Source organism: [Actinomadura] parvosata subsp. kistnae, from assembly GCF_900323885.1.
Lineage (GTDB): Bacteria > Actinomycetota > Actinomycetes > Streptosporangiales > Streptosporangiaceae > Nonomuraea > Nonomuraea composti.
On the sequence record NZ_OOHJ01000011.1, the window covers coordinates 193,697 to 215,806 of the forward strand.

General features: G+C 72.3%; 21 protein-coding genes. 10 read left to right on the forward strand and 11 right to left on the reverse strand.

Annotation, left to right across the window (positions count from 1 at the left end):
* Positions 1 to 179 precede the first annotated feature (179 nt).
* From KIS93_RS11585 to KIS93_RS11590, 3 genes are all read left to right on the forward strand, one after another.
* Positions 180 to 4,454, forward strand: a complete 4,275-nt coding sequence (locus KIS93_RS11585; protein ID WP_080040055.1) for a HAMP domain-containing protein — start codon at positions 180 to 182, stop codon at positions 4,452 to 4,454.
* An 83-nt stretch (positions 4,455 to 4,537) separates the two neighbouring features.
* Entirely contained in the window at positions 4,538 to 5,425 is an 888-nt protein-coding gene (locus KIS93_RS65010) for an ANTAR domain-containing protein (RefSeq protein WP_246005253.1), read from the forward strand.
* A complete protein-coding gene (locus KIS93_RS11590) occupies positions 5,365 to 6,921 on the forward strand; it encodes a PP2C family protein-serine/threonine phosphatase (RefSeq protein ID WP_246005254.1) in 1,557 nt (518 codons plus the stop codon). Before KIS93_RS65010 ends, KIS93_RS11590 begins: the two co-directional genes overlap by 61 nt.
* Before the next feature lie 15 nt (positions 6,922 to 6,936).
* On the opposite strand, the gene KIS93_RS11595 is transcribed toward KIS93_RS11590, so the two are convergent.
* The 5 genes from KIS93_RS11595 to KIS93_RS11615 all read right to left on the reverse strand — a co-directional run bounded on the left by KIS93_RS11595 (position 6,937) and on the right by KIS93_RS11615 (position 10,723).
* Entirely contained in the window at positions 6,937 to 7,842 is a 906-nt protein-coding gene (locus KIS93_RS11595; protein ID WP_155129750.1) for an aminoglycoside phosphotransferase family protein, read from the reverse strand.
* Positions 7,843 to 7,948: 106 nt separating this feature from the next.
* Positions 7,949 to 9,373, reverse strand: coding sequence for a M1 family metallopeptidase (locus KIS93_RS11600; protein ID WP_080040058.1), 1,425 nt, complete (start codon positions 9,371 to 9,373; stop codon positions 7,949 to 7,951).
* A 110-nt stretch (positions 9,374 to 9,483) separates the two neighbouring features.
* Complete coding sequence (locus KIS93_RS11605) at positions 9,484 to 9,699, reverse strand: GNAT family N-acetyltransferase (protein ID WP_230466294.1); 216 nt, start codon at positions 9,697 to 9,699, stop codon at positions 9,484 to 9,486.
* Positions 9,700 to 9,740: 41 nt separating this feature from the next.
* Entirely contained in the window at positions 9,741 to 10,139 is a 399-nt protein-coding gene (locus tag KIS93_RS11610) for a hypothetical protein (protein WP_080040060.1), read from the reverse strand.
* Between the two features lie 152 nt (positions 10,140 to 10,291).
* The gene (locus tag KIS93_RS11615) at positions 10,292 to 10,723 is read right to left on the reverse strand and encodes a MarR family winged helix-turn-helix transcriptional regulator (RefSeq protein ID WP_080040061.1); all 432 of its coding nucleotides are present in this window, start codon (positions 10,721 to 10,723) and stop codon (positions 10,292 to 10,294) included.
* A 60-nt stretch (positions 10,724 to 10,783) separates the two neighbouring features.
* On the opposite strand from KIS93_RS11615, the gene KIS93_RS11620 reads away from it, so the two are divergent.
* Entirely contained in the window at positions 10,784 to 11,413 is a 630-nt protein-coding gene (locus KIS93_RS11620) for an MBL fold metallo-hydrolase (protein ID WP_080040062.1), read from the forward strand.
* A gap of 3 nt (positions 11,414 to 11,416) precedes the next feature.
* Here the strand turns inward: KIS93_RS11620 and KIS93_RS11625 are convergent, their stop codons facing one another.
* Positions 11,417 to 12,643, reverse strand: coding sequence for an NAD(P)/FAD-dependent oxidoreductase (locus KIS93_RS11625; RefSeq protein ID WP_080040063.1), 1,227 nt, complete (start codon positions 12,641 to 12,643; stop codon positions 11,417 to 11,419).
* Between the two features lie 41 nt (positions 12,644 to 12,684).
* Positions 12,685 to 13,332: a GTP cyclohydrolase I FolE gene (folE, locus tag KIS93_RS11630; RefSeq protein WP_080040064.1), complete on the reverse strand. Its 648-nt coding sequence runs from the start codon at positions 13,330 to 13,332 to the stop codon at positions 12,685 to 12,687.
* 117 nt (positions 13,333 to 13,449) lie between these two features.
* Between folE and KIS93_RS11635 the strand changes: the two genes are divergently transcribed.
* The gene (locus KIS93_RS11635; RefSeq protein ID WP_080040065.1) at positions 13,450 to 14,142 is read left to right on the forward strand and encodes a helix-turn-helix transcriptional regulator; all 693 of its coding nucleotides are present in this window, start codon (positions 13,450 to 13,452) and stop codon (positions 14,140 to 14,142) included.
* An 89-nt stretch (positions 14,143 to 14,231) separates the two neighbouring features.
* Positions 14,232 to 14,834: a superoxide dismutase gene (locus KIS93_RS11640; RefSeq protein WP_080040066.1), complete on the forward strand. Its 603-nt coding sequence runs from the start codon at positions 14,232 to 14,234 to the stop codon at positions 14,832 to 14,834.
* 84 nt (positions 14,835 to 14,918) lie between these two features.
* Here the strand turns inward: KIS93_RS11640 and KIS93_RS11645 are convergent, their stop codons facing one another.
* The gene (locus KIS93_RS11645; protein ID WP_080040067.1) at positions 14,919 to 15,554 is read right to left on the reverse strand and encodes a maltokinase N-terminal cap-like domain-containing protein; all 636 of its coding nucleotides are present in this window, start codon (positions 15,552 to 15,554) and stop codon (positions 14,919 to 14,921) included.
* A gap of 70 nt (positions 15,555 to 15,624) precedes the next feature.
* On the reverse strand, positions 15,625 to 16,779 hold the full coding sequence (locus KIS93_RS11650) for a GDSL-type esterase/lipase family protein (protein ID WP_080040068.1): 1,155 nt from the start codon (positions 16,777 to 16,779) through the stop codon (positions 15,625 to 15,627).
* 129 nt (positions 16,780 to 16,908) lie between these two features.
* On the opposite strand from KIS93_RS11650, the gene KIS93_RS11655 reads away from it, so the two are divergent.
* Together KIS93_RS11655 and KIS93_RS11660 are read left to right on the forward strand one after the other, a co-directional pair.
* The gene (locus tag KIS93_RS11655; RefSeq protein ID WP_080040069.1) at positions 16,909 to 17,520 is read left to right on the forward strand and encodes a sugar O-acetyltransferase; all 612 of its coding nucleotides are present in this window, start codon (positions 16,909 to 16,911) and stop codon (positions 17,518 to 17,520) included.
* 31 nt (positions 17,521 to 17,551) lie between these two features.
* A complete protein-coding gene (locus tag KIS93_RS11660) occupies positions 17,552 to 18,148 on the forward strand; it encodes a TetR/AcrR family transcriptional regulator (protein ID WP_222107407.1) in 597 nt (198 codons plus the stop codon).
* Between the two features lie 7 nt (positions 18,149 to 18,155).
* Here the strand turns inward: KIS93_RS11660 and KIS93_RS11665 are convergent, their stop codons facing one another.
* Positions 18,156 to 18,710, reverse strand: coding sequence for a GNAT family N-acetyltransferase (locus KIS93_RS11665; RefSeq protein WP_080040070.1), 555 nt, complete (start codon positions 18,708 to 18,710; stop codon positions 18,156 to 18,158).
* 254 nt (positions 18,711 to 18,964) lie between these two features.
* Between KIS93_RS11665 and KIS93_RS69515 the strand changes: the two genes are divergently transcribed.
* The gene (locus tag KIS93_RS69515; RefSeq protein WP_478212896.1) at positions 18,965 to 19,843 is read left to right on the forward strand and encodes an RICIN domain-containing protein; all 879 of its coding nucleotides are present in this window, start codon (positions 18,965 to 18,967) and stop codon (positions 19,841 to 19,843) included.
* On the forward strand, positions 19,840 to 20,634 hold the full coding sequence (locus KIS93_RS69520) for a hypothetical protein (RefSeq protein WP_478212897.1): 795 nt from the start codon (positions 19,840 to 19,842) through the stop codon (positions 20,632 to 20,634). Before KIS93_RS69515 ends, KIS93_RS69520 begins: the two co-directional genes overlap by 4 nt.
* 67 nt (positions 20,635 to 20,701) lie before the next feature.
* Here the strand turns inward: KIS93_RS69520 and KIS93_RS11675 are convergent, their stop codons facing one another.
* On the reverse strand, positions 20,702 to 22,015 hold the full coding sequence (locus KIS93_RS11675) for an FAD-binding oxidoreductase (RefSeq protein ID WP_080040072.1): 1,314 nt from the start codon (positions 22,013 to 22,015) through the stop codon (positions 20,702 to 20,704).
* Between the last annotated feature and the right edge of the window lie 95 nt (positions 22,016 to 22,110).

Sequence of the window (22,110 nt, forward strand, 5' to 3'; positions counted from 1 at the left end):
TGCCGCGCGGCCCGCTCAGGACGTCCGGCCAGGTTGCGGCAGGCAGGGAGGCACCTGAAAGATCTAGTACCCTCACAAAACGGTGACGAAGGCACGTACGGGTCGGCAGGTAGGATCGCCGGCGCCACGCAGGCACGAGGTCGCCGTTCAGTCGGACGGGCAGGACGAGAAGGCGGGACATGAGTGACACATCGGTGAAGGGCTCGCGTTCCACCACCACCCCAGGGAACCGCTCCACCACCCCAGCGGAGGTCGGCGAGCAGGAGCTGCGGCAGCTCCTGGCCGGCCTGACGGCCGTCAGGGACGGCGACTTCCGCCATCGGCTGCCCCAGGACGCGGACGGGCTGCTCGGCGAGATCGCGTCGGTGTTCAACGGCATGGTGGACCAGCTCGCGCTGTTCACCTCCGAGGTGACGCGGGTGTCGCGCGAGGTGGGCACCGACGGGCGGCTGGGCGGCCAAGCGGACGTGCCGGGCGTGTCGGGGACGTGGAAGGACCTCACCGACTCGGTGAACGCCATGGCCGGCAACCTCACCGACCAGGTGCGCAGCATCGCGCAGGTCACCACGGCGGTCGCGCGCGGCGACCTGTCGCAGAAGATCACGGTGGACGCCCGGGGCGAGATCCTGGAGCTGAAGAACACCGTCAACACGATGGTCGACCAGCTCTCGTCGTTCGCCGACGAGGTGACCCGCGTGGCCCGCGAGGTCGGCACGGAGGGGCAGCTCGGCGGGCAGGCCAACGTGAAGGGCGTGGCCGGCACCTGGCGCGACCTGACCGACTCGGTGAACTTCATGGCGGGCAACCTGACCGACCAGGTCCGCAACATCTCCCAGGTCGCCACGGCGGTCGCGCGCGGCGACCTGTCGCAGAAGATCACGGTGTCGGCGCGGGGCGAGATCCTGGAGCTGAAGAACACCCTGAACACGATGGTGGACCAGCTCTCGTCGTTCGCCGACGAGGTGACCCGCGTGGCCCGCGAGGTGGGCACCGACGGGCGGCTGGGCGGCCAGGCGGACGTGAAGGGCGTCTCCGGCACGTGGAAGGCGCTGACGGAGTCGGTCAACGTCATGGCCGACAACCTGACGGCGCAGGTGCGCAGCATCGCCGAGGTCACCACGGCGGTCGCGCGCGGCGACCTGTCGCAGAAGATCCGGGTGGACGCCCGGGGCGAGATCCTGGAGCTCAAGGAGACCATCAACACGATGGTCGACCAGCTGTCCGCGTTCGCCGACGAGGTGACGAGGGTGGCCCGCGAGGTCGGCACCGAGGGCAACCTGGGCGGGCAGGCGACGGTCCGCGGCGTGTCGGGCACGTGGAAGGACCTGACCGACAACGTCAACGTGATGGCGTCCAACCTGACGAGCCAGGTGCGCAGCATCGCGCAGGTGGCCACGGCGGTGGCGCGCGGCGACCTGTCGCAGAAGATCACGGTCGAGGCCAAGGGCGAGGTCGCGGTCCTGGCGCAGACGATCAACACGATGGTCGACACGCTGAGCGCGTTCGCCGACGAGGTGACCAGGGTCGCTCGCGAGGTCGGCACCGAGGGCCAGCTCGGCGGCCAGGCCCGCGTCCCGAACGTGGCCGGCACCTGGAAGAACCTCACCGACAACGTCAACTCCATGGCCGACAACCTGACCAACCAGGTGCGCAGCATCGCCCAGGTCACCACGGCGGTGGCCAGGGGCGACCTGACCCGGAAGATCGACGTGGACGCCCGGGGCGAGATCCTGGAGCTGAAGACGACGATCAACACGATGGTGGACCAGCTTTCGGCGTTCGCCGCCGAGGTCACGCGCGTGGCCCGCGAGGTGGGCAGCGAGGGGCGGCTCGGCGGGCAGGCCGAGGTCGAGGGCGTGTCGGGCACGTGGAAGCGGCTGACGGAGAACGTCAACGAGCTGGCCGGCAATCTGACCCGGCAGGTCCGGGCCATCGCGGAGGTGACCAGCGCGGTCACCTCGGGCGACCTGACCAGGTCGATCACCGTGGACGCCGAGGGCGAGCTGGCCGACCTGAAGGACAACATCAACTCGATGGTCAAGTCGCTGCGCGAGACCACGACGGCCAACGAGCAGCAGGACTGGCTGAAGTCCAACCTGGCGCGGATGTCCAGCCTGATGCAGGGGCACCGCGACCTGGCGACGGTGGCGGAGCTGGTGATGAACGAGCTGGCGCCGCTGGTCTCGGCGCAGTACGGCGCGTTCTTCCTGGCCGAGGAGAGCGAGCTGAAGCTCATCAGCGCCTACGGCTACCCCGTGGAGACCGACCGTCCCGACCGGTTCCGCCTCGGGCAGGCGCTGGTCGGGCAGGCCGCGAGCACCCGCAGGACCATCGCCGTGGACGAGGTGCCCGCCGGGTACGTGAAGGTGTCCTCGGGTCTGGGCGAGAGCCTGCCGGCCTCGCTCATCGTGCTGCCGATCGTGGTCGAGGAGCAGGTGCTGGGCGTGATCGAGCTGGCCTCGGTGCAGCCGTTCACGCCGGTCCACCGGACGTTCCTCGACCAGCTCATGGAGACCGTCGGCGTCAACCTCAACACGATCGTCGCCAACGCGCGCACCGACGAGCTGCTGAAGGAGTCGCAGCGGCTGGCGGTCGAGCTGCAGGCCCGCTCGGAGGAGCTGCAGAACCAGCAGGAGGAGCTGCAGCGCTCGAACGCCGAGCTGGAGGAGAAGGCGACGCTGCTGGCCCGCCAGAACCAGGACATCGAGACCAAGAACCTGGAGATCGAGCAGGCCAGGCAGGAGCTGGAGGACCGCGCCCACCAGCTCTCGCTGGCCAGCAAGTACAAGAGCGAGTTCCTCGCGAACATGAGCCACGAGCTGCGCACGCCGCTCAACTCGCTGCTCATCCTGGCCCAGCTCCTGGCCCAGAACCACACGCGCAACCTCACCCCGAAGCAGGTGGAATACGCGGGGATCATCCACTCGGCCGGCTCGGACCTGCTGCAGCTCATCAACGACATCCTCGACCTGTCGAAGGTCGAGGCCGGCAAGATGGACATCAACCCCGAATGGGTGCAGGTCCGCCAGCTGCTCGACTACGTCGAAGCCACCTTCCGGCCGATGACCAGCCAGAAGAGCCTCGACTTCCGCGTCACGACCCTGCCCGGCGTCCCGTCCGAGCTGCTCACCGACGACTCGCGGCTGCGGCAGGTGCTGCGCAACCTGCTCTCGAACGCGGTCAAGTTCACCGAGACCGGCAGCGTGGAGCTGCGCATCGAGCCGGCCGCCCAGTCGGAGCTGCCTCCTTCGGTACGCCCCCACGGCGGCGCGCTCGCCCTGCGCGTGATCGACACCGGCATCGGCATCGCCGAGCAGCAGCTCGAAGTGATCTTCGGGGCGTTCCAGCAGGCGGACGGCACCACCAGCCGCAAGTACGGCGGCACCGGGCTCGGCCTGTCGATCAGCCGCGAGATCGCCTACCTGCTCGGCGGCGCCATCACGGCGCAGAGCACGCCGGGCGAGGGCAGCACGTTCACGCTCTACCTGCCGATCGCGCGCCCCGACTTCCAGGACCCGGCCGTCAAGGACACCGCGGCCGCGGCGGACGGGACGGCCGCCGGCCAGGGCGAGGCGAGGCCCGCGGAGCCGCGCTCCGCCGCGACGCCCGCCCCGCCGCAGCAGCGCCGCCTGCTGGTGATCGAGCAGCGCGCCCGCGGGCTGCTCTCGCTGGTCGCCGAGAGCGTGGTGCACGAGCTGCCGCGCACCCGCGTCGGCGAGATCGAGCTGGTCACCGCCGCCGGCGCGCAGGAGGCGGCGGCCACGCTGGCGGCCGAGCCCTGCCACTGCATCGTGCTGGACCTGGAGATGCCGCAGCAGGCGGCCTACCAGCTCCTGGAGGCGATGAACGGCGACCCGGCGCTGGCCGGGGTGCCCGTGCTGGCCTACAGCAACTGGCAGGCCGGCACGCAGCGGGAGGCGCACCTGGCCAACCAGCCGCTGGAGCTGCTGTCCAGCCTCGACGAGCTGCGCGAGCGCATCGCGCTGCACCTGTCGGCCGAGCAGGTCGGTGACGTGCTGCCGCTGATGCGCTCGGACGCGTCCGTGCCGGCGCCCGCCGAGAGCGAGGTGGACGGCGCGCTCAGCGGCCGCACGATCCTCGTCGTGGACGACGACACCCGCAACCTGTTCGCGCTGACCAGCATGCTGGAGGTGCACGGCATCCGGGTCCTGCATGCCGAGAACGGCAGGGAGAGCATCGACGCCCTCCTGGAGCACCCCGAGATCGACCTCGTGCTGATGGACGTCATGATGCCGGAGATGGACGGTTACGCCGCCACGTCCGCCATCCGGGCCATGCCGCAGTACGCCGCGCTGCCCATCATCGCCGTGACCGCCAAGGCGATGCCGGGCGATCAGGAGAAGAGCCTGGCCTCGGGGGCCAGCGACTACGTCACCAAGCCGGTGGACGCCGATCATCTGATCGAGCGCATCCGGCACTGGCTGGCGTCGTAGCCCGCGTTCCGGCCCCGTACCGTCACCAGGCCCCGTCACCCAAGCCTCGTCACCCAAGCCTCGTCACCAGGCAAGGAGAGCACGTGCACGACCTCCAGCACCCGCCCGCGCCGGACTCCGGCGCGGCCGGTCCCGCGGGGCTCCCGGACGCGGGCACGAACGTCGGCCGCCTGGCGGCCACCATCGAACGGCTGCGCGAGGCGGTGCGCGAGGCCCAGCACGCGGCCGAGGGCCGGGCGCTGATCGAGGTGGCCAAGGGCATCCTGATCGAACGGCTCGGCTGCGGCCTGACCGAGGCGGCGCGGCAGATCGCGACGCTGGCCGAGCAGGCGGGCGTCTCCCCCATCGAGATGTCGGCCGACATCATCAACCACGCCGCCAGGGACCGCATCAGCGAGACGGCCCGCGAGTTCCTGAACGCGGCCCGCTCCCGCGAGGCCGCCCCGACCGGCGGCGACTCCGGCGTGGCGGTGCGCATGCGCAGCGCCGAGAACGGCATGCTGCAGGCCGGCGACGCGCAGGCGGTCGCCGAGTCGCTGCTCCAGCACGCGCTGACCCCGCTCGGCGCCACCGCCGTCGCCGTCTGGGCGGCCGGCCACGACGCCTCGCTCGCGCTGGCCGGGTACGCCGGCTTCAACGAGGCCGAGGCCGCCCGCTGGCGTTACGTGCCGCCCGGCGTGGCCACCCCCGCCCGGCAGGCGCTCACCGAGCGCAAGGCGATCTGGCTGCGCGCGCTGTCGGACGTCGGCCTGCCCTCGATCGGCTGGCACGCCACCCCCGACGGGGGCCGCGCGTCGGTGCCCGCCGGCACCGGCGGCCGCGTGCTGGGCGTGCTGGAGATCAGCTGGCCGGAGCCGCTGGAGCCGCCGCCGCCCCAGATCGTCAAGCAGATCGAGGCGCTGGCCGAGCTGTGCGCGCACACGCTGGAGCGGCCCGCCGGCCCGCCCGCCGCGGCCCGCCGTCGGAGCTGACCGACCTGGCCGACGTGCTGCCGGACGCCGCGATGGTGCTGCAGCCCTGCCTGGACGCCGACGGCCGGCTCACCGACTTCCGGATCCGGCACACCAACCGGCGCTTCGCCGACCCGGCCGGGCGGCCGGCCGCGCTGGTGACCGGGGCGCTGCTGCTGGAGGCGTACCCGCTGGCCGCCCAGGACGACGGCCTGTTCTCGAAGATCGAGCGGGTGCACGCCACCGGCGAGCCGTTCCAGTCCGACCGGGTGACGCTGACCGCGCTGGTCGACCAGGTGCCGCTGGCCAGCGTCGCGCACGTGAGCATCACCCGCCACGGCGAGGACGTGCTGATGATCTGGCGGCTGCAGGACGAGGCCACCCGCCTGGCCAGCCTGCTCCAGCACGCCCAGCGCCTGGGCCGCATCGGCGGCTTCGAGGAGAACGCGCTCACCGGCGAGATCACCTGGAACAGCCAGCTCTACTCCCTGTACGGGATGAACCCGGGCGAGCCGCCCATCCCCCTGGAGCTGCTGACCGAGCACGCCCACCCCGACGACGCGGTGGCCATCGGGCGGTTCCTGCGCACGGTCCTGCACCACCGCCAGCCCGCCTCGACCGCGTTCCGGCTGCAGCGGCGCGACGGCATCGCCCGCCACATCAGGGTGGTGGCCGAGCCGGCGCTGAGCGACGACGGGCATCTGCTGGCCATCCGGGGCGCGTACCAGGACATCTCCTCCCAGCACTGGACGGAGATGGCGCTCGCGGCCACCCGCGACCAGCTCGCCCACACCGAGCAGCAGGCGGCCGAGCGCAACCGGCTCGCGCTGCAGCTCCAGCGGGCCATCATGCCGGCCAGCCAGCAGCCGGTGGAGGCGTTCGGCCTCGACGTCGCCGTGCGCTACCGGCCGGCGGAGAAGGAGCACCTGGTCGGCGGCGACTGGTACGACGCCGTCATCCTGCCGTCCAAGAAGATCCTGCTGGCGGTGGGCGACGTGGCCGGCCACGGCATCGAGGCGGCCACCGGCATGGTCGTGCTGCGCAACGCGCTGCGCGGCCTGGCCGCCACCGGCGCGGGCCCCGGCCAGCTCCTCGCCTGGCTCAACATGGTCGCCCACCACCTGACCGAGAACGTGACGGCCACGGCCATCTGCGGCCTGTACGACCCGGACACGCACGTGCTGAGCTGGGCCAGAGCCGGGCACCTGCCGCCCATCCTGATCAGGGACGGCCAGGCGGCCGAGCTGGACATGATCGGCGGCGTGCTGCTCGGCGCGCTGTCCGACATGACGTACGAGGAGAGCCAGGTCCAGCTCGCCTCCAACGACGTGCTGCTCATGTACACGGACGGCCTGATCGAGCGCCGCGACCTGCCCCTGCACCAGGCGCAGCAGCAGCTCCTGCGCACCGCCACGCACCCGAGCACGGGCCTCGGGCACCGGCTGGACCACCTGCTGACCCACAGCAGGTCGGACACCGACGACGACACCTGCCTCGTCGGCATCCAGCTCCACTGACCAGCCGGCTCCAGGTCACATGCCCCGGTGGCGCAGCAGCGTCGTGCCGAGGGCGACCTGGGCGGGCTCCAGCGCGGTCTTGCCGTCCTCGACGTCCCACAACGCGTTCTGCAGGATGCGGCCCAGCGTCCAGCCGGTCGCCCGCCGCCGGTCCAGGCCGAGCGCCTCGGTGAGGAGGTCGAAGCGGCGCAGCACCGCACGGGTCACGTCGCCGCTCCCCACCACCGCCTCCTCCCACCGGCTGTCCAGCGCCGGCCACAGGTCGAACCCGGGATCGCCGGCCAGCGGCTCGGGGTCGATGGCCAGCCACGGCTCCCGCGCACCGGCCAGGACGTTGCCGTCGTGCAGGTCCCAGTGCAGCAGGCGGTCGCCGGGCTCGCCGATCAGCTCGGCGACGGCGGACGCGCAGGTGCGGACCAGCTCCTGCTCGGCCGGGTCGCGCAGCGCCGGCACGGCGCGGGGAGCCTGCTCCAGCATGGCGGCGGCGACGTCGGCCAGCCGCCGCAGGCCGGGCGGGGCGGGCACCGCGACCAGGCGCGCCATCAGCTCGGCGAGGACCCGCATGGCGGTGTCGTCGTCGGCCACCGACGACAGCGGGCGGGCCGCGTCCAGGCGTTCGAGCAGCATGGTGCCGGTGCCGGGGTCGTGGTCGAGCAGGCGGACGATGCCGTCGCCGTTCCACGTCCGCAGGCCGAGCGCGGCGCCGGCGTTGTCCTCGCTGGCCTGCTGGAGCTTCAGCGCGGCGGGCGTGCCGTCGGCGCGGGTCACCGGCAGCACGAGCGAGGCCATGCCGTGCCGCGCGGGGCCGTCCGGCCGCAGGTCCCAGCGGTCCAGGAAGCCCGCGGCCAGCCCGGGCAGCTCGGCGAGCCAGGCCCGGGCGGACGCGCTGTTCGTGCCGTAGGAGGCGGCGAATGCGGCGATCGCGGCGTCCCAGGCGGCGACCGGGTTGTGGCTGAGCGGCAGGTGCTTCACGGTGACCCTCTTCTTGATCGCGAATAGGGACAGCGTACGTGCACCCTGCCGCGGGTCACCACGTCACGGGCTTGCTCGGGGTGTAGAGCCAGACGTTGAAGAAGTCGGTCAGGTCCTGGCCGGAGATCTTCTCGGCGAGCGTGATGAACTGGTCGGTGTCGGCCAGGCCGTAGCGGTGGTCGGCCGCCCACGTCCGCAGCAGCCGGAAGAACGGCTCGTCGCCGATCTTGACGCGCAGCGCCTGGAGCGTCATGCCGCCGCGGTTGTAGACGGCGGTGTCGAACATGGTGTCGCGCTGCGGGTCGGCCACCTTGATCGTCCAGAACGCGTCCGGCCTCGTGGCGTACTGCCGGTCGAACCACGCCTGGACGCTCTCGCCGCCGATGTGCTCGGTCCAGTAGCGCTGGGCGAAGGTGGCGAAGCCCTCGTTGAGCCAGATGTGCTGCCACGTCCGTACGGAGACGCTGTCGCCGAACCACTGGTGGGACAGCTCGTGCGCGACCGTCGTCTCGCTGCGGACGGCGGAGTACAGCGGCTTGGTCTGGTTCTCCAGCGAGAAGCCGACGACGGGGACGTTGTCCACGATCGCGCCCGTCTCCTCGAACGGGTAGCGCCCGAACAGCTCGCTCCAGTAGTCGGTGATCGCCGCGGTCTGCTGGAAGACGACCTCGGTGCCGGGCACGGTCGGGTCGGTGGCGACCCATTCGCGCAGACCGGCCGGCGTCTTACCGACCTGGACGTCGAACTTGCCGATCGTGGTCGTGACCAGGTACGACGCCATCGGCCGCAGCTCGTTCCACCAGAAGGTCGTCGTGTCGCCGCGGGTGACCTGCGCCGCCAGCACGCCGTTGGCCGCGGCGACGAGCCCCTTCGGCACCGTCACCACGATGGAGTAGGTCGCCTTGTCGCTCGGGTGGTCGTTGGAGGGGAACCAGGTGCTGGCCGCGTTCGGCTCGCAGGCGACGAGCACGCCGTCGTCGGTGGCGATCCACCCGTACGGCAGGCCGAACACGATCGGGCCGCCGAGCGGCTGCGGGATGCCGCCGTAGGTGACGCCGACGTCGAACAGGCTGTTCATGCGCAGGCCCGAGCGTGGCGTGACGACCAGTTCCTGGCCGTCGCGGGTGTACGCCGCCGGGCGGCCGTTGACGGTGACCGATCGCACGGTGAGCTGCTGGAAGTCCAGGTCGAAGCGGGACAGGTCCTGGGTGGCGCGGGCCAGCATGTGCACGGTTCCCTTGAGGACCTTGGTGGCGGGGTCGTAGGCGAGGTCGAGGGTGTAGTGCTGGGCGTCGTACCCGCCGTTGCCCTCCAGGGGGAAGTAGGGATCACCGACGCCCGGCGCGCCCGGCCGGAACCCGGGTGCGGTGGAGACGGAGGATGAGGCGGCGGACGAGGCGGCGGACGGGGCGGCCGCGAAGGTCGTGGCGGCGACCATGCCGAGGGCGGCGGTCCAGCGTGCGATCCGGGCAAGCATCATCGCGAGCCTCCGTGAGGGTGAGTCGATAGCCCGAGAGTGAAGGAAAAATCCGGACCTGTCCGGACCCAAAGTTCGCTCCTGGACCGCCGCCCGCCGGGCACGGCGGGCCGTCAGGCCGCGCCGGTTCCGGTGGCGAGCCGGCCGAGGATCACCTCGTCGGCGAAGGCGCCCAGCACCCAGGCCGAGGCACGCAGGGTGCCCTCGTGCACGAAGCCGTTCTTCAGCGCAATGCCCAGATGCGCGGCCCTGTTGTGCGGGTCGATGCCCCGCAGCAGCGCTTCACCGGCGATTTCGCTGTCGCAGAGCTCGGCTTGCAGAATGGGCACATCAGTTTCGTGCCGGGCCCGTAATCCGGCTTTTCCGCGTTTCAAAGGGGCAGCCCTTGGTGGTTGAGATACACCACGATGCGGTACGCGCCTTCGGCGTCCCGATGGAGCAGGTACGACGATGACAGGTGGACGGGCGGGCCTCCCGCCGTCCGCTCCGCCGTCCACGTGGTGCGGGCGAGCGTGTAGTGGTCGTCCAGGTCCTCGCAGGTCAGCGACTCGAGGACGGCGGGACGGAGGCCGGCCTCGGCGAACATGCCCGCCCTCTTGGGCAGGGCCGCGAGGAACGCGGAGCGGGGGACGGGCCTGGCTCCGGCGGCGTCGCCGGCCAGGAACGCCTCGGCGAAGCAGCCGGCCAGGGCATCGGTGTCCGGGCCGTCGCCGGCCTGGGTGAACGTGTCGAAGAATCGGCGCAGGCCGTCGGGGATGATTTCGGGCATGAATGAGCTCCTCCAGAGAGGGTGCATGAAAAAAGCGCTCCCTCGGTCGTACGAGGGAACGCCAATGTAAATGCACGGGAGAAGCTTTCACAAACCAGCATAGCGGGCCGAAATGAATTCCCGGCAATAAGTCAATAACGGCCTCGTATCGTTCACTGACGGAAAGGGGTCATGCGGTCGGTCAGGCGGGCCAGCAGGGGGACGCATTCCCGGAGCCGCCGCCGCTCCTCGGGGCTGAGCGTGTCGCGGATGGCGGCGTCGAGCCAGCCGGCGCGCTGCGCGCGCTCCCGCTGGAGGCGGGCGCGGCCGCGGTCGGTGATGTGCAGCAGGAGCTTGCGGCCGTCATGGGGGTGGGGCTCGGCCCGTACCAGGTCGTCGCCGAGGAGCTCCTTCACGGACTTGGCGGCGGCCTGGTGCGTCACGCCGCGCAGGTGGGCGAGCTCGGCCGTGGTGCGGGGGCCGCCGCGGTCGAGGTGACCGAGGATGGCGGCCTCCCCGGGCGGCATGGTGTCGGCGGCCCGCGCGGCGCGGACGAGTCGCCCGATCACCTGCCGCAGGTCTTCGGCCAGCGTGTCGTCGTCCATGGCCTCATCCTACTCCGACTATGTAACCGAGTTGTACAACTTGGTTGTATGGTTGCGTTCATGCATCTCACCAAGTTCGGCCACGCCTGCGTCCGCGTCGAGAAGGACGGCCGCCGCCTGGTCATCGACCCGGGCGGCCTGACCGAGCCGGGGGCGCTGGAGGGCGCCGAAGCGGTCCTGGTCACCCATGAGCACTTCGACCACTTCTCCGAGGAGGCCCTGCGCCGGGCCGCCGAGACCAACCCGGCGCTGAGGATCTGGACCAACACCTCCGTCGCCGGGCGGCTGGACGGCCTCGGCGCCCGCGTCACTCCCGTCGGCGAGGGCGAGGCCTTCACCGCGGCGGGCTTCGAGGTGCGGGTCCACGGCACCTGGCACGCCCTCATCCACCCCGACATCCCGCGCGTCGGCAACATCGGCTTCCTCCTCGACGGCGTCCTGTTCCACCCCGGAGACGCGCTCACCGTCCCGGACGCCACCGTCGACACGCTGCTGCTGCCCGTGCACGGCCCCTGGTCCACGACCGGGCAGCTCATCGACTACGTGCGCGCGGTGGCCCCGCGACGGGCCTACGCCGTTCACGACGGCGCACTCAACGAGACCGGCACCGCGATGGTCGGCGGCTTCCTGGCCCGTGGTGGCGCGCCTTACGAACGCCTGGACGCGGGCGCGTCCGTCGAGATCGGCTGACGCTCACGCCCCTGAGGGCACCAGCCGCTCCAGCGCGACGGACGGGTCGGCGAGCGCGGCGCGCTCCACCGGGGAGCCGGCCAGGACGAGGGCCTTGAGCTGGTCGCCCTGGTCCCAGATGTTGACGTTCATCGCCGCGATCACCCGGTCGTCCCGCAGCCAGAAGGCGAGGAACGCGCGCTCGCGCACGTCGCCGCGGACGACGACGTCGTGGGCGGTGCCGGGCGGGACGTGGCCGAGGTACTCCATGCCCAGGTCGTACTGGTCGGTGTAGAAGTAGGGCAGCTCCTCGTAGGCGGCCTCCTTGCCGAGCATGGCGCGGGCGGCCACGGCCGGCTGGTTGAGGGCGTTGGCCCAGTGCTCGACCCGGACGTGGCCGCCCAGGCGGGGGTGGTAGGCGTTGGCGACGTCGCCGGCGGCGAAGATGTCGGGATCGCTCGTCCGCAGGTCGGCGGTGGTCTTGACGCCGTTGTCGACCGTCAGCCCGGCGGCGGCGGCCAGGTCGGTGTCGGGGACGGCGCCGATGCCGGCCACGACGGCGTCCGCGTCGATGTGGCTGCCGTCGGCCAGCCGCACGCCCTCCTCGGTCACCTCGGCGAGGCGGGCGCCCAGCCGCAGGTCCACCCCGTGCTCGCGGTGCAGGCCGGCGAAGACGGCGCCGATCTCGGGGCCGAGGGCGCCGAGCAGCGGCTGCCGCTCCTGCTCGATCACGGTGACCGCGACGCCGGCCGCGCGGGCCGCGGCGGCGGTCTCCAGGCCGATCCAGCCGGCGCCGACGACGGCGATCCTGCGGGCGGTGGACAGCGTGGCGCGCAGCCGGTCGGAGTCGTCCACGGTACGCAGGTACAGCACGTGGCCGCGGTCGTGGCCGGGGACGGTCAGGCGGCGCGGGGTGGCGCCGGTGGCGAGCAGGAGCTTGTCGTAGCGCAGCCGTTCGCCGCCGGACAGCGTCACCTGGTGCGCGGCCGGGTCCACGGCGGTGACCGTGACGCCGGTGCGCACGTCCACGGCGTGCTCGCGGTACCAGCCCGCGTCGTGGACGAAGATCTTCTGCCGTTCGTCGCCGCCCTGGAGGTAGCCCTTCGACAGCGGCGGCCGCTCGTAGGGCAGGTGCGGCTCCCTGCCCACGAGGACGATCGTGCCGTCGAACCCCTCCTCGCGCAGGGCCTCGGCCGCCTTGGCCGCGGCCAGGCCGCCTCCCGCGATCACGAACGTGGTCGGTGCCGGCATCGTCGATCTCCTGTCTGCTCGTTCGTCCAGAACACAAGTGGCTAGGCGGGCACGCCGGACAGCGCGAAGAACTCCTGCCGGGAACGCGCGTCCTCGCGCAGCACCCCCTGCAAAGCCGAGGTCACCGTGCGGGAGCCGCGCACCCGCACGCCGCGCATCGACATGCACAGGTGCTCGGCCTCGATCACCACGCCGACACCCTTGGGCGCCAGGTGCTGCTGGAGCCAGTCGGCCACCTGCTTGGTCAGCCGCTCCTGCACCTGGAGGTCACGGGCGAACAGCTCGACGACCCGGGCGAGCTTCGACAGCCCCAGGATGCGGTCGCCGGGCAGGTAGCCCACGTGCGCCACGCCCTGGAAGGGCAGCAGGTGGTGCTCGCAGAGCGACTGCACCGGGATGTCGCGGGCCAGCACGAGCTCGTCGTACCCCTCCTCGTTGGGGAAGGTCGTCAGGTCGAACTCGCGCGGCGCCAGCAGCTCGGCGTAGGCGCGCGCGACCCGCTTCGGCGTGTCGGCCAGGTGCTCCGACTGCGCGTCGCGGCCGAGCGCGGCCAGCAGGTCGGCCACCGCGCGTTGCGCGGCCTCCAGGTCCACGCCGTCGCCGCCGCGGACCACGCGCAGGCGCCGCTGCTGGTGGTCGGCGGACGCGGCGGCCGTCTCACCGGCCGGCTCCGTCACGGTCTCGCTCATGCCGCCCGCCCGCGATCATCGGATGCGTCCCGCATCGTGCAACCCCTTCTTCTATTGACGAGTTTCGTTAACATTAGAAGGGGCACGGCAATTTCGTCAACAGGAATGGGTTTTAGAATGGGCGAGGTCAACGGTGCATGGCCGGCACGCATCTCCGCCATCGCGGCTCTGGACGAGCCGACCCGGCGCCGCCTGTACGAGTTCGTGGTGCACCAGCCGGCACCGGTGAGCCGCGACGAGGCCGCCGACGCCGTGCGCGCGCCCCGCAACACCGTCTCCTTCCACCTGGAGAAACTGGTGGCGGAGGGGCTGCTCGAAGCCGTCTACCAGCGCCGCACCGGCCGCTCCGGGCCCGGCGCCGGCCGCCCGGCCAAGCTCTACCGGCGCGCCCCCGGCCAGATCGCCGTCTCGCTGCCGGACCGGCGTTACGAGACCGCGGCCCGCCTGCTCGCCGATGCCCTCGTGGAAGCGCAGGCCACGGGCGAGCCGCCGCGCACCGTGCTCGACCGCCGCGCCCGCGAGCTGGGCCGCAACCTCGGCCGCGACGCTCTCGGCGCGGGCACCGGCATCGCGCAGGCCCTGGAGGCCCTGGGCTTCGAGCCCCGCGACTGCGGCGACACGATCGCCCTGGTCAACTGCCCCTTCCACACCCTCGCCCAGCAGCACACCGAGCTGGTCTGCGGCATGAACCTGTGCCTGCTCACCGGCCTGCTCGAAGGTCTCGCGGCGACGGACGTCACGGCCCGCCTGGAGCCGGCCCCGGAGCACTGCTGCGTCCGCCTCCACCCGGCCGGCCACGATTCCCACTGAGCCCTCGCTTACCCGCGACAAGAGACTACTTGCGTGTCTATTGTTATTGCGAGTTATATGCAAGTAGGAACTCTTGGAAGGTAGCCACCATGGCCGAGTACGTCCTGCCGGACATGCCCTACGACTACGCGGCGCTGGAGCCCGCGATCACCGGCGAGATCCTCGAGCTGCACCACGCCAAGCACCACGCCGCCTACGTCAAGGGCGCCAACGACACCCTGGAGCGGCTGGCCGAGGCGCGCGACAAGGGCGAGTTCGGCGGACTGGTCGGGCTGGAGAAGACGTTCGCGTTCAACCTGTCCGGGCACGTGCTGCACACGATCTTCTGGCAGAACCTGTCCCCCGACGGCGGCGACCGCCCCGACGGCGAGCTGGGCGAGGCGATCACCGAGCACTTCGGCTCGTTCGACGCGTTCAGGAAGCAGCTCACCACCGCCACGGCGACGGTGCAGGGCTCCGGCTGGGGCGTGCTCGCCTGGGAGCCGCTCGGCCGCCGCCTCGTCGTCGAGCAGGTCTACGACCACCACGGCAACGTCGGCATGAGCACCACCCCGCTGCTCGTCTTCGACGCCTGGGAGCACGCCTACTACCTGCAGTACCGCAACGTCCGCCCGGACTACGTGGAGAAACTGTGGGGCCTGATCAACTGGAATGACGTCATCGCCCGTTACGACGCCGCCCGCGGCGCCTGACGCACCCCCGGACCGGCGACGCCCGCCTGGCCGCAGCTTGGTCCGCGGGGCCAGGCGGGCGCCGTCCCTCATGCGGGACGCGTCTCAGGGGCGCAGGGTGGCGAACAGCCCTCGGGCGCGGGTGCCGTCCGGCGCGGTCCAGGAGCCGGCGACGTGCCCGATCGCCCCCGCCGGCACGGCGTCCTCAGCGGGACGCAGGACACGGTGCAGGCGGAGGGCCGGGCCGGACGGCGAGGCCAGCACGGTCCCCTCCTCGTCGTCGGTGGCGAGGTGACCCGTGAAGGCGAGCGGACCGCCGGCGCAGGAGCGGGTGACGTCCCGGTCAGGGGTGTCGCTGACGCTCTGGTCCTGCGCCTCGACGCGGCCCTCGATCAGCGCCAGCAGCTGCGCGACCAGCACCGGGTCGCGCATCCCGTCGTACGCCCAGCGCCGCCCCAGCACGCCGTGCTCCATGGTGCCGACCAGCGCGTGCTCGGCCCCGTCGAGCGGCGCGCCGCGGTAGGCGAGCGGCACCAGGTAGGAGCCCGGCCCGGCGGCGTCGGTGACCACCAGGAACTCGATCCCGACCGCCCCCTCCGGGTCGTCCAGCCGGAAGCCGCCGGCCTTGGCCAGCTCGGGCCGTGCGTCTGCGCCGCCGCGGTACCACGGGCGGGACGGCAGCCAGGAGGTCAGCAGCTCCAGCTTGGTCGGCTTGAGGACGGTGTGGTGAATGACGGCCATGGCAGATCATCACTTTCGGTCGAGCGTCATGATCCGCACATCCTCCCATCCGGCCCCCGGCCTGCCCCGGTCAGAGCTTGAGGTGGGCGAGGTCCACCGCGCCGGCCATGGCGCGGGCGCCGGCGTCGTTGAGGTGCATGCCGTCCCCCGAGTCGAAGCCGGGCCGGATGAAGTCGGGCTTCCCGGGGTCCGCGACGGCCTCGGCGACGTCGAAGACCGCGTCGAACGCGCCGCCCGTACGGATCCAGTCGTTGACCTCGCGGCGCGCCGCCAGCCCCTCCGGGGTGCTGATGCCCGGGTAGATCGCGCCGCCGAACGGCCCGATCGTGGCGGCCAGCACGGTCAGGCCCGCCGCCCGCACCCGTCCGGCCAGCTCCGTGAACCCGCCGATCAGGTCGCCGGCGGTCGCGGGCGGCAGGCCGGCCATGCCCGGCAGGCCGAGGTCGTTGATGCCGAGGTTCACCAGGACGTGCGTGGCGCCGGGCACCGTCAGGGCGTCGCGCTCCAGGCGGGCCAGGGCGTGCTCGCCGACCTCGTCCACCAGCAGCCGGTTGCCCGCGATGCCCTGGTTGACCACCCAGCCGCGCTCCAGGCGGGCGTTCAGCGCGTCCACCGAGCGCCGGTCGGCGCTCATCGTGGTGCCCACCCCCTCGAACCACGAGTCGCCGAACGCGACCGCGATCGCCGTGCCGCGGGGCGCGTGCACGTCCACGCCGGACACGTAGAAGCGGGCGGGCACCTGCTCGGCGCCGGGCAGGTCCGGGGCGCCCGCCTGGTCGCCGGGCACGACGTAGGCGACCTCCATCGGCTGGTGGGAGTAGGTGGCCGGCTCCGTCTCCCCCGGCAGGTACAGGCTGAGCATCAAGTGCGTGCCGGCCGCCACGGCCAGCTCGGCCGGGTCGGCGACGATCTCGCCGCCCGCCGGGATCGTCACCTCGGCCGCGCCGCCGAACCGCACCTCGCGCTCGGTCTCCGGGACGATCCCGCCGCCGGCCGCGCGCAGGGCCACGCGGGCGGCGCCGATCGTCAGCGGGGCGCGGCCGTAGCGGTTGGTGAGCCGGACGCGGACGCGCTCGCCGCCGCCGGCCATCAGGAGCGGCTGGCGTACCGTCTGGTCGCGGAAGCCGCGCGGCTCTGCCAGCTTGATCTCCTCGTACGGGCTGATCACGCCCGAGCGGAACCCCGCCACCCACGCGAGCCGGTCGTCACCACTGGACATCGTCATGAACGTGCTCCCCCAAAAGGTTCACGGACGGCCATGGGGGCCGCCCCCGACCAGCCTGGAGCAGGCGCCGCGCCGGAGCCAGGGTCCGCCCGTCCTACCCAAGCGAGCCCGTTATGTACGCTCGTACACATGACTTCTAACGTGGACGACCGCACGATGCGGGAGCGCATGCTCGCCGGCGACCTCTACCTGGCCGACGACCCGGAGCTGGCCGAGCGGCTGCTGCGGGCCGAGGAGCTGATGGAGGCGTACAACTCTTCGCCGGCCCGCGACCCGCGGGCCCGGCGGCGGCTGCTGGCCGAGCTGCTGGGGGCGGTCGGCGAGGGCACGGTGATCCGGCCGCCGCTGCGGGTCGACTACGGAAGCAACCTGCGCATCGGCGCCCGCTCGTTCGCCAACTACGGCCTCGTCGCCCTCGATGTCGCGCCGATCACCATCGGTGACGACGTGCAGATCGGGACGAACGTGCAGCTCATGACCCCGACGCACCCGATCGATCCGGAGCTGCGGCGCGCCAAGTGGGAGGCCGCGCGGCCGATCACCATCGGCGACAACGTGTGGCTGGGCAGCGGCGCGATCGTGCTGGCCGGGGTGACGATCGGCGACAACACGGTGGTCGGGGCGGGCGCGGTGGTCACCCGCGACCTGCCGCCGAACGTCGTCGCGGTCGGCAACCCCGCCCGCGTGATCCGGACGATCGAGCCGGGCGAGGCACCGGACGCGGCGGCGAGCACACCATGAGCGGCGCGCCGGACCTGGCGGTGAGCACGCCGTGAGCGGCCCCGCCGGACGCGACGGCGAGCGCTCCGTGAGCGGCCCCGCCGTGCGGAGGCGGGCGCGCCGGCACGACCCCGGCCGGCGGGACCGGCTGATCGACGCCGCGCTCGCGGTCATCGCCGAGCGCGGCGTCGCCGGCACGACGCACCGGGAGATCGCCCGCGCCGCGGACGTGCCGCTGGGCTCGATGACCTACCACTTCTCCTCGCTGGAGGAGGTGCTCGCCGAGGCGTTCACCCGGCACGCCGACGCGGTGGCGCGCGTGTTCGACGAGCGGCTGAGCGCCGCGCGCGACCGCGACGAGGCGGCCGAGGCCGTCGTCACGCTGGTGTCGGACAGCCTGCTCGGCTCGCCGGCCGACCTCGTGCTGTCCGTGGAGCTGTACGTGGCCGCGGCCCGCAACCCGGCCCTGCGGGCCGTCACCCAGGCGTGGATGGCCCGCAGCCGCCGGGCGCTGGAGCGCCACTTCGACCCGACCACCGCCAGGGAGCTCGACGCGCTCATCGAAGGGCTGGTGCTGCACAGCGCCCTGTCGACCGACCCGATGACGCCGGAGCAGATCCGCCACGCCGTCCTGCGGTACCTGCGCTGACGGGGCGTCAGGCGGTGGCCGCCCGCCATTCCGGGGCGAGCACGGACCAGACCTCCACGTCGTAGCGCTCGCCCCGGTGCAGGTAGCTCTGGCGCAGCACGCCGTCCCTGCTCATGCCGAGGCGCCGCGCGACCGCGATGCTGGCCTCGTTGGCGGCGGCGGCCAGCCATTCCACCCGGTGGATGCCGCGCTCCTCGACGGCCCAGTCGATGATGAGGCGGGCCGCCCTGGTGACGAGCCCCTTGCCGACGCCGGCCGGCTCCAGCCAGCAGCCGGCCTCGGCGGTGCCCATCCGGAGGTCCATCGTCCGGAACAGGACGCCGCCGACGAGGGTGCCGCCGGTCCAGATGCCGTAGATGCGGGCGGTGTCGGCGGCGGCCTTGTCCGCGTACGACTGCAGGAACGCCCGGCTGGACGCCTCGTCCACCACCGCGTCGGCCAGCGCGATGAAGCGCCCGATGAACTCGCGGCCCCGGTCCATGTGGGCCAGGAACTCCTGGGCGTGCCACGGCTCCAGCGGGCGCAGCACCGCGCCGTCGTCTCCCAGGGGGGTCGCGAACATCAAGCAGCTCCTTCCGGCTTCGGACCGACCAATATACGCACATCGGGCGGCGACCCCTTCCCGGTGAAACTTTCACGCACCCCCGCTCCGTGCTGCAAACGACTGCGTTTCTGCAATCGGTTGTTGCAGGAAAACGGAGACGACCAGGCAGGATCGGGCGAATGGTTTGCAGTTTTACCTCGTTGTATTGACGTTTCCTCCAGGTAACGTCACTGTGCTTGCAACCGGTTGGCACGACGGCCCACCCCTATGGAATGGATGAGAACGTGCGCAACAACCAGCTCTTAGCACGGCGGCTGGCGGTCGTGGCGACCGCCGGTCTGCTCGCCACCGGCGGCCTGATCGCCGCGTTCAACCTGCCCGCCTCGGCCGCCCCCTCCAGCGGCAGCTACACCTTGGTCAACGCCGGCAGCGGCCTGTGCGCCGCCGTTCCCGGGCAGAGCACCGCCGACGGCGTGCAGCTCGTGCAGAGCGCGTGCGCGGAAGGCCCTGGGCAGGTCTTCACGCTCACCGCCTCCGGCGGCACGTACCAGATCAAGGCCGAGCACAGCGGCAAGTGCGCGGGCGTCCGCGACGCCTCCACCAGTGCGGGCAAGGCCGTGGAGCAGCAGACCTGCACCGGAGCCGCCTCGCAGACCTGGCAGCTCGTCGCCTCCGGCGCCGGCTACCGGGTGGTCAACGCCAACGGCGGCAAGTGCCTCAACGTCAAGGACAGCTCGACGGCGGCCGGCGCCGTCCTGCAGCAGAACTCCTGCGACTCGGTGGCCACCAAGCAGTGGACGCTGCGGCCCGCCGGGAGCGGCCCGACGACCAGCCCCACCCCCACCGTGACCCCGACCGTGACCCCGCCGCCCACCGGCGACACCCTGTACGTGGCCCCGGGCGGCAAGGACGGCGCGACCGGCACGCAGGCCGACCCGACCACGCTGACCTCGGCCATCACCAGGATCGCCGCCGGCGGGACGATCTACCTGCGCGGCGGCACCTACAACTTCGCGCAGACGGTCACGATCGCGCCCGGCAACAACGGCACCGCGAGCGCCCGCAAGAAACTGTCGGCCTACCCCGGCGAGACCCCGGTGCTCAACTTCTCCGCGCAGAGCGAGGACCCGGCCAACCGGGGCTGGCCGTGAACGGCTCGTACTGGCACGTGTACGGCGTGGTCGTCGAGCGCGCCGGCGACAACGGCATCTTCGTCGGCGGCAGCAACAACATCCTGGAGCGCACCGTGACGCGCTACAACCGCGACACGGGCCTGCAGCTCTCACGGATCGCCTCCGACACGCCCAACAGCCAGTGGCCGGCCAACAACCTCATCCTCAGCGCGCTGTCGCACGACAACGCCGACTCCGACGGCGAGGACGCCGACGGCTTCGCCGCCAAGCTCACCGTCGGCTCCGGCAACGTCTTCCGCTACGCGGTGGCCCGCAACAACATCGACGACGGCTGGGACCTCTACACCAAGACCGACACCGGCCCGATCGGCCCGGTCACCATCGAGGACTCCCTGTCGTACAACAACGGCACGCTCAGCGACGGCAGCCAGGCCGGCAACGGCGACCGCAACGGCTTCAAGCTGGGCGGCGAGGACATCGGCGTCAACCACGTCATCCGCCGCAACATCGCCTACCACAACGGCAAGCACGGCTTCACCTACAACCGCAACCTGGGCACGATGGCGATCACGGACAACGTGAGCATCGACAACGCCGAGCGCAACTTCTCCTTCGACGGGGGCAGCTCGGTGTTCCGCGGCAACACCTCGTGCCGCAGCAGTAGCGGCACCAACGACAAGATCGTCGGTGACGCCGACGGCTCCAACCAGTTCTGGACCGGCACGAACGGCTCCCGCTGCGCGTCCTACGCGGGCACGCTGCGCTGGTCGTTCGCCTCGGACGGCCGGCTCGTCGTGACGTTCGGCTGACGTCCCTCCGGGGCGGGCTCGGAAACTCCGGGGCGGGCTCGGGCGCCCGCCCCGGAGCGCGGATAGGTCAGGCGAGAACGGGGAAGTTGGCGCGCAGGACGCCGTGCGAGTCGCGGGCCCGCTTGATGTCCCGCAGCCGCGCCAGGTCCCCCTCGGTGAAGGCCGCCGCCGCGCGGTCGCCCGGCCCCAGCATCGTGTACGGCTTGCGCCCGCTGACCAGCGCCCCCAGCTCACCGGCGAAGCGTTCCTGCCGGGCGCCCACGGCGGCCGACAGCTCCGGGTCGAGCGCGAGGCCGAGCAGGTAGAGCAGGTACGGCTCCGTGACGGGCCCGCTCGGCCCCGCGTCCGGGCGGGCGCCGGCGAGGGCGCCGCCCAGGTGCCTGACCTGCACGGCGAGCACCGGCTCCAGCGGCGTGTCCAGCAGCACCGTCGCCGCGGCGTCGTCGAGGCCGTTGAGCAGCTCGGCGCGGGAGCGGCTGAGCGCCGGGTCGGTGGGCTCGTCGGTGATGGCGCCCAGGTTCGCGACGGGCAGCGGGCCGCGCTTGTCGGCGAGCACGTCGTCGATCTTGTCCAGGCGGGCGAGCAGCGCGCGGCCCTCGCCCTCCTCGCCGAGGAAGGCGACGTCCACGGCCACCATGGGCGGGCCCTGCGGGAACTGGAAGCGGTTGAACCACACCGACAGCTCGTCGGGCGCCTCGGCGGTGATCTCGCGGAACGCCTCGAACACCTCGCGGGTGCGGTGGCCCGGCCACATCATCCGGCCTCCGTACAGGGCGGGCGCCGGGTGCAGGCCGAACTCGATCGCCGTCACCACGGCGAAGTCGCCGCCGCCGCCGCGCAGCGCCCAGAACAGGTCCGGGTCGGAGTCCGCGGTCACCGTGGCGGGCTCGCCGTCCGGGCGTACCACCTCGAACGCGCGCACGCTGTCGGACGCGAACCCGTACCGGCGGCCGAACCAGCTCAGGCCGCCACCGAGCGTGTAGCCGGTCACGCTCACGACGGGGCTGCTGCCGGCGAGGCCGGTCAGGCCGAGCGGGCCGGTCGCGGCCAGCACCTCGCCCCATTTGACGCCGGCGCCCACCCTGGCCACCCGCTCCTCCGGTCGCACGTCTACACCGCCGAGCCGGCCGGTGCGCAGCAGGATGACGCCGTCGGTGTCGCCCGAGGCGCCGTGGCCGCTGGGCTGCGCGGCCACGGTCAGGCCGGTCCTGGCCGCGTACCGGACCGTGTCCGCCACGCCGTCAACGTCGGCGGGCTCCACGACGGCGGCCACCGGCTGGCGCACCGACCGGTTCCACGGCTTCGCCGCCTCCTCGAAACCGTCGTCGCCCGGGAGCAGCACCCGGCCCCGTACCGCGGCGCGCAGATCCGTGTTCGTCATGTCTCTCCATCTCATCACTGGCCCCGGTCGGTCCCGGGGCACGGATATGACGGATCCCGCGCGGGAAGTGTGACGCGCCGCGCGCGAATACTCCT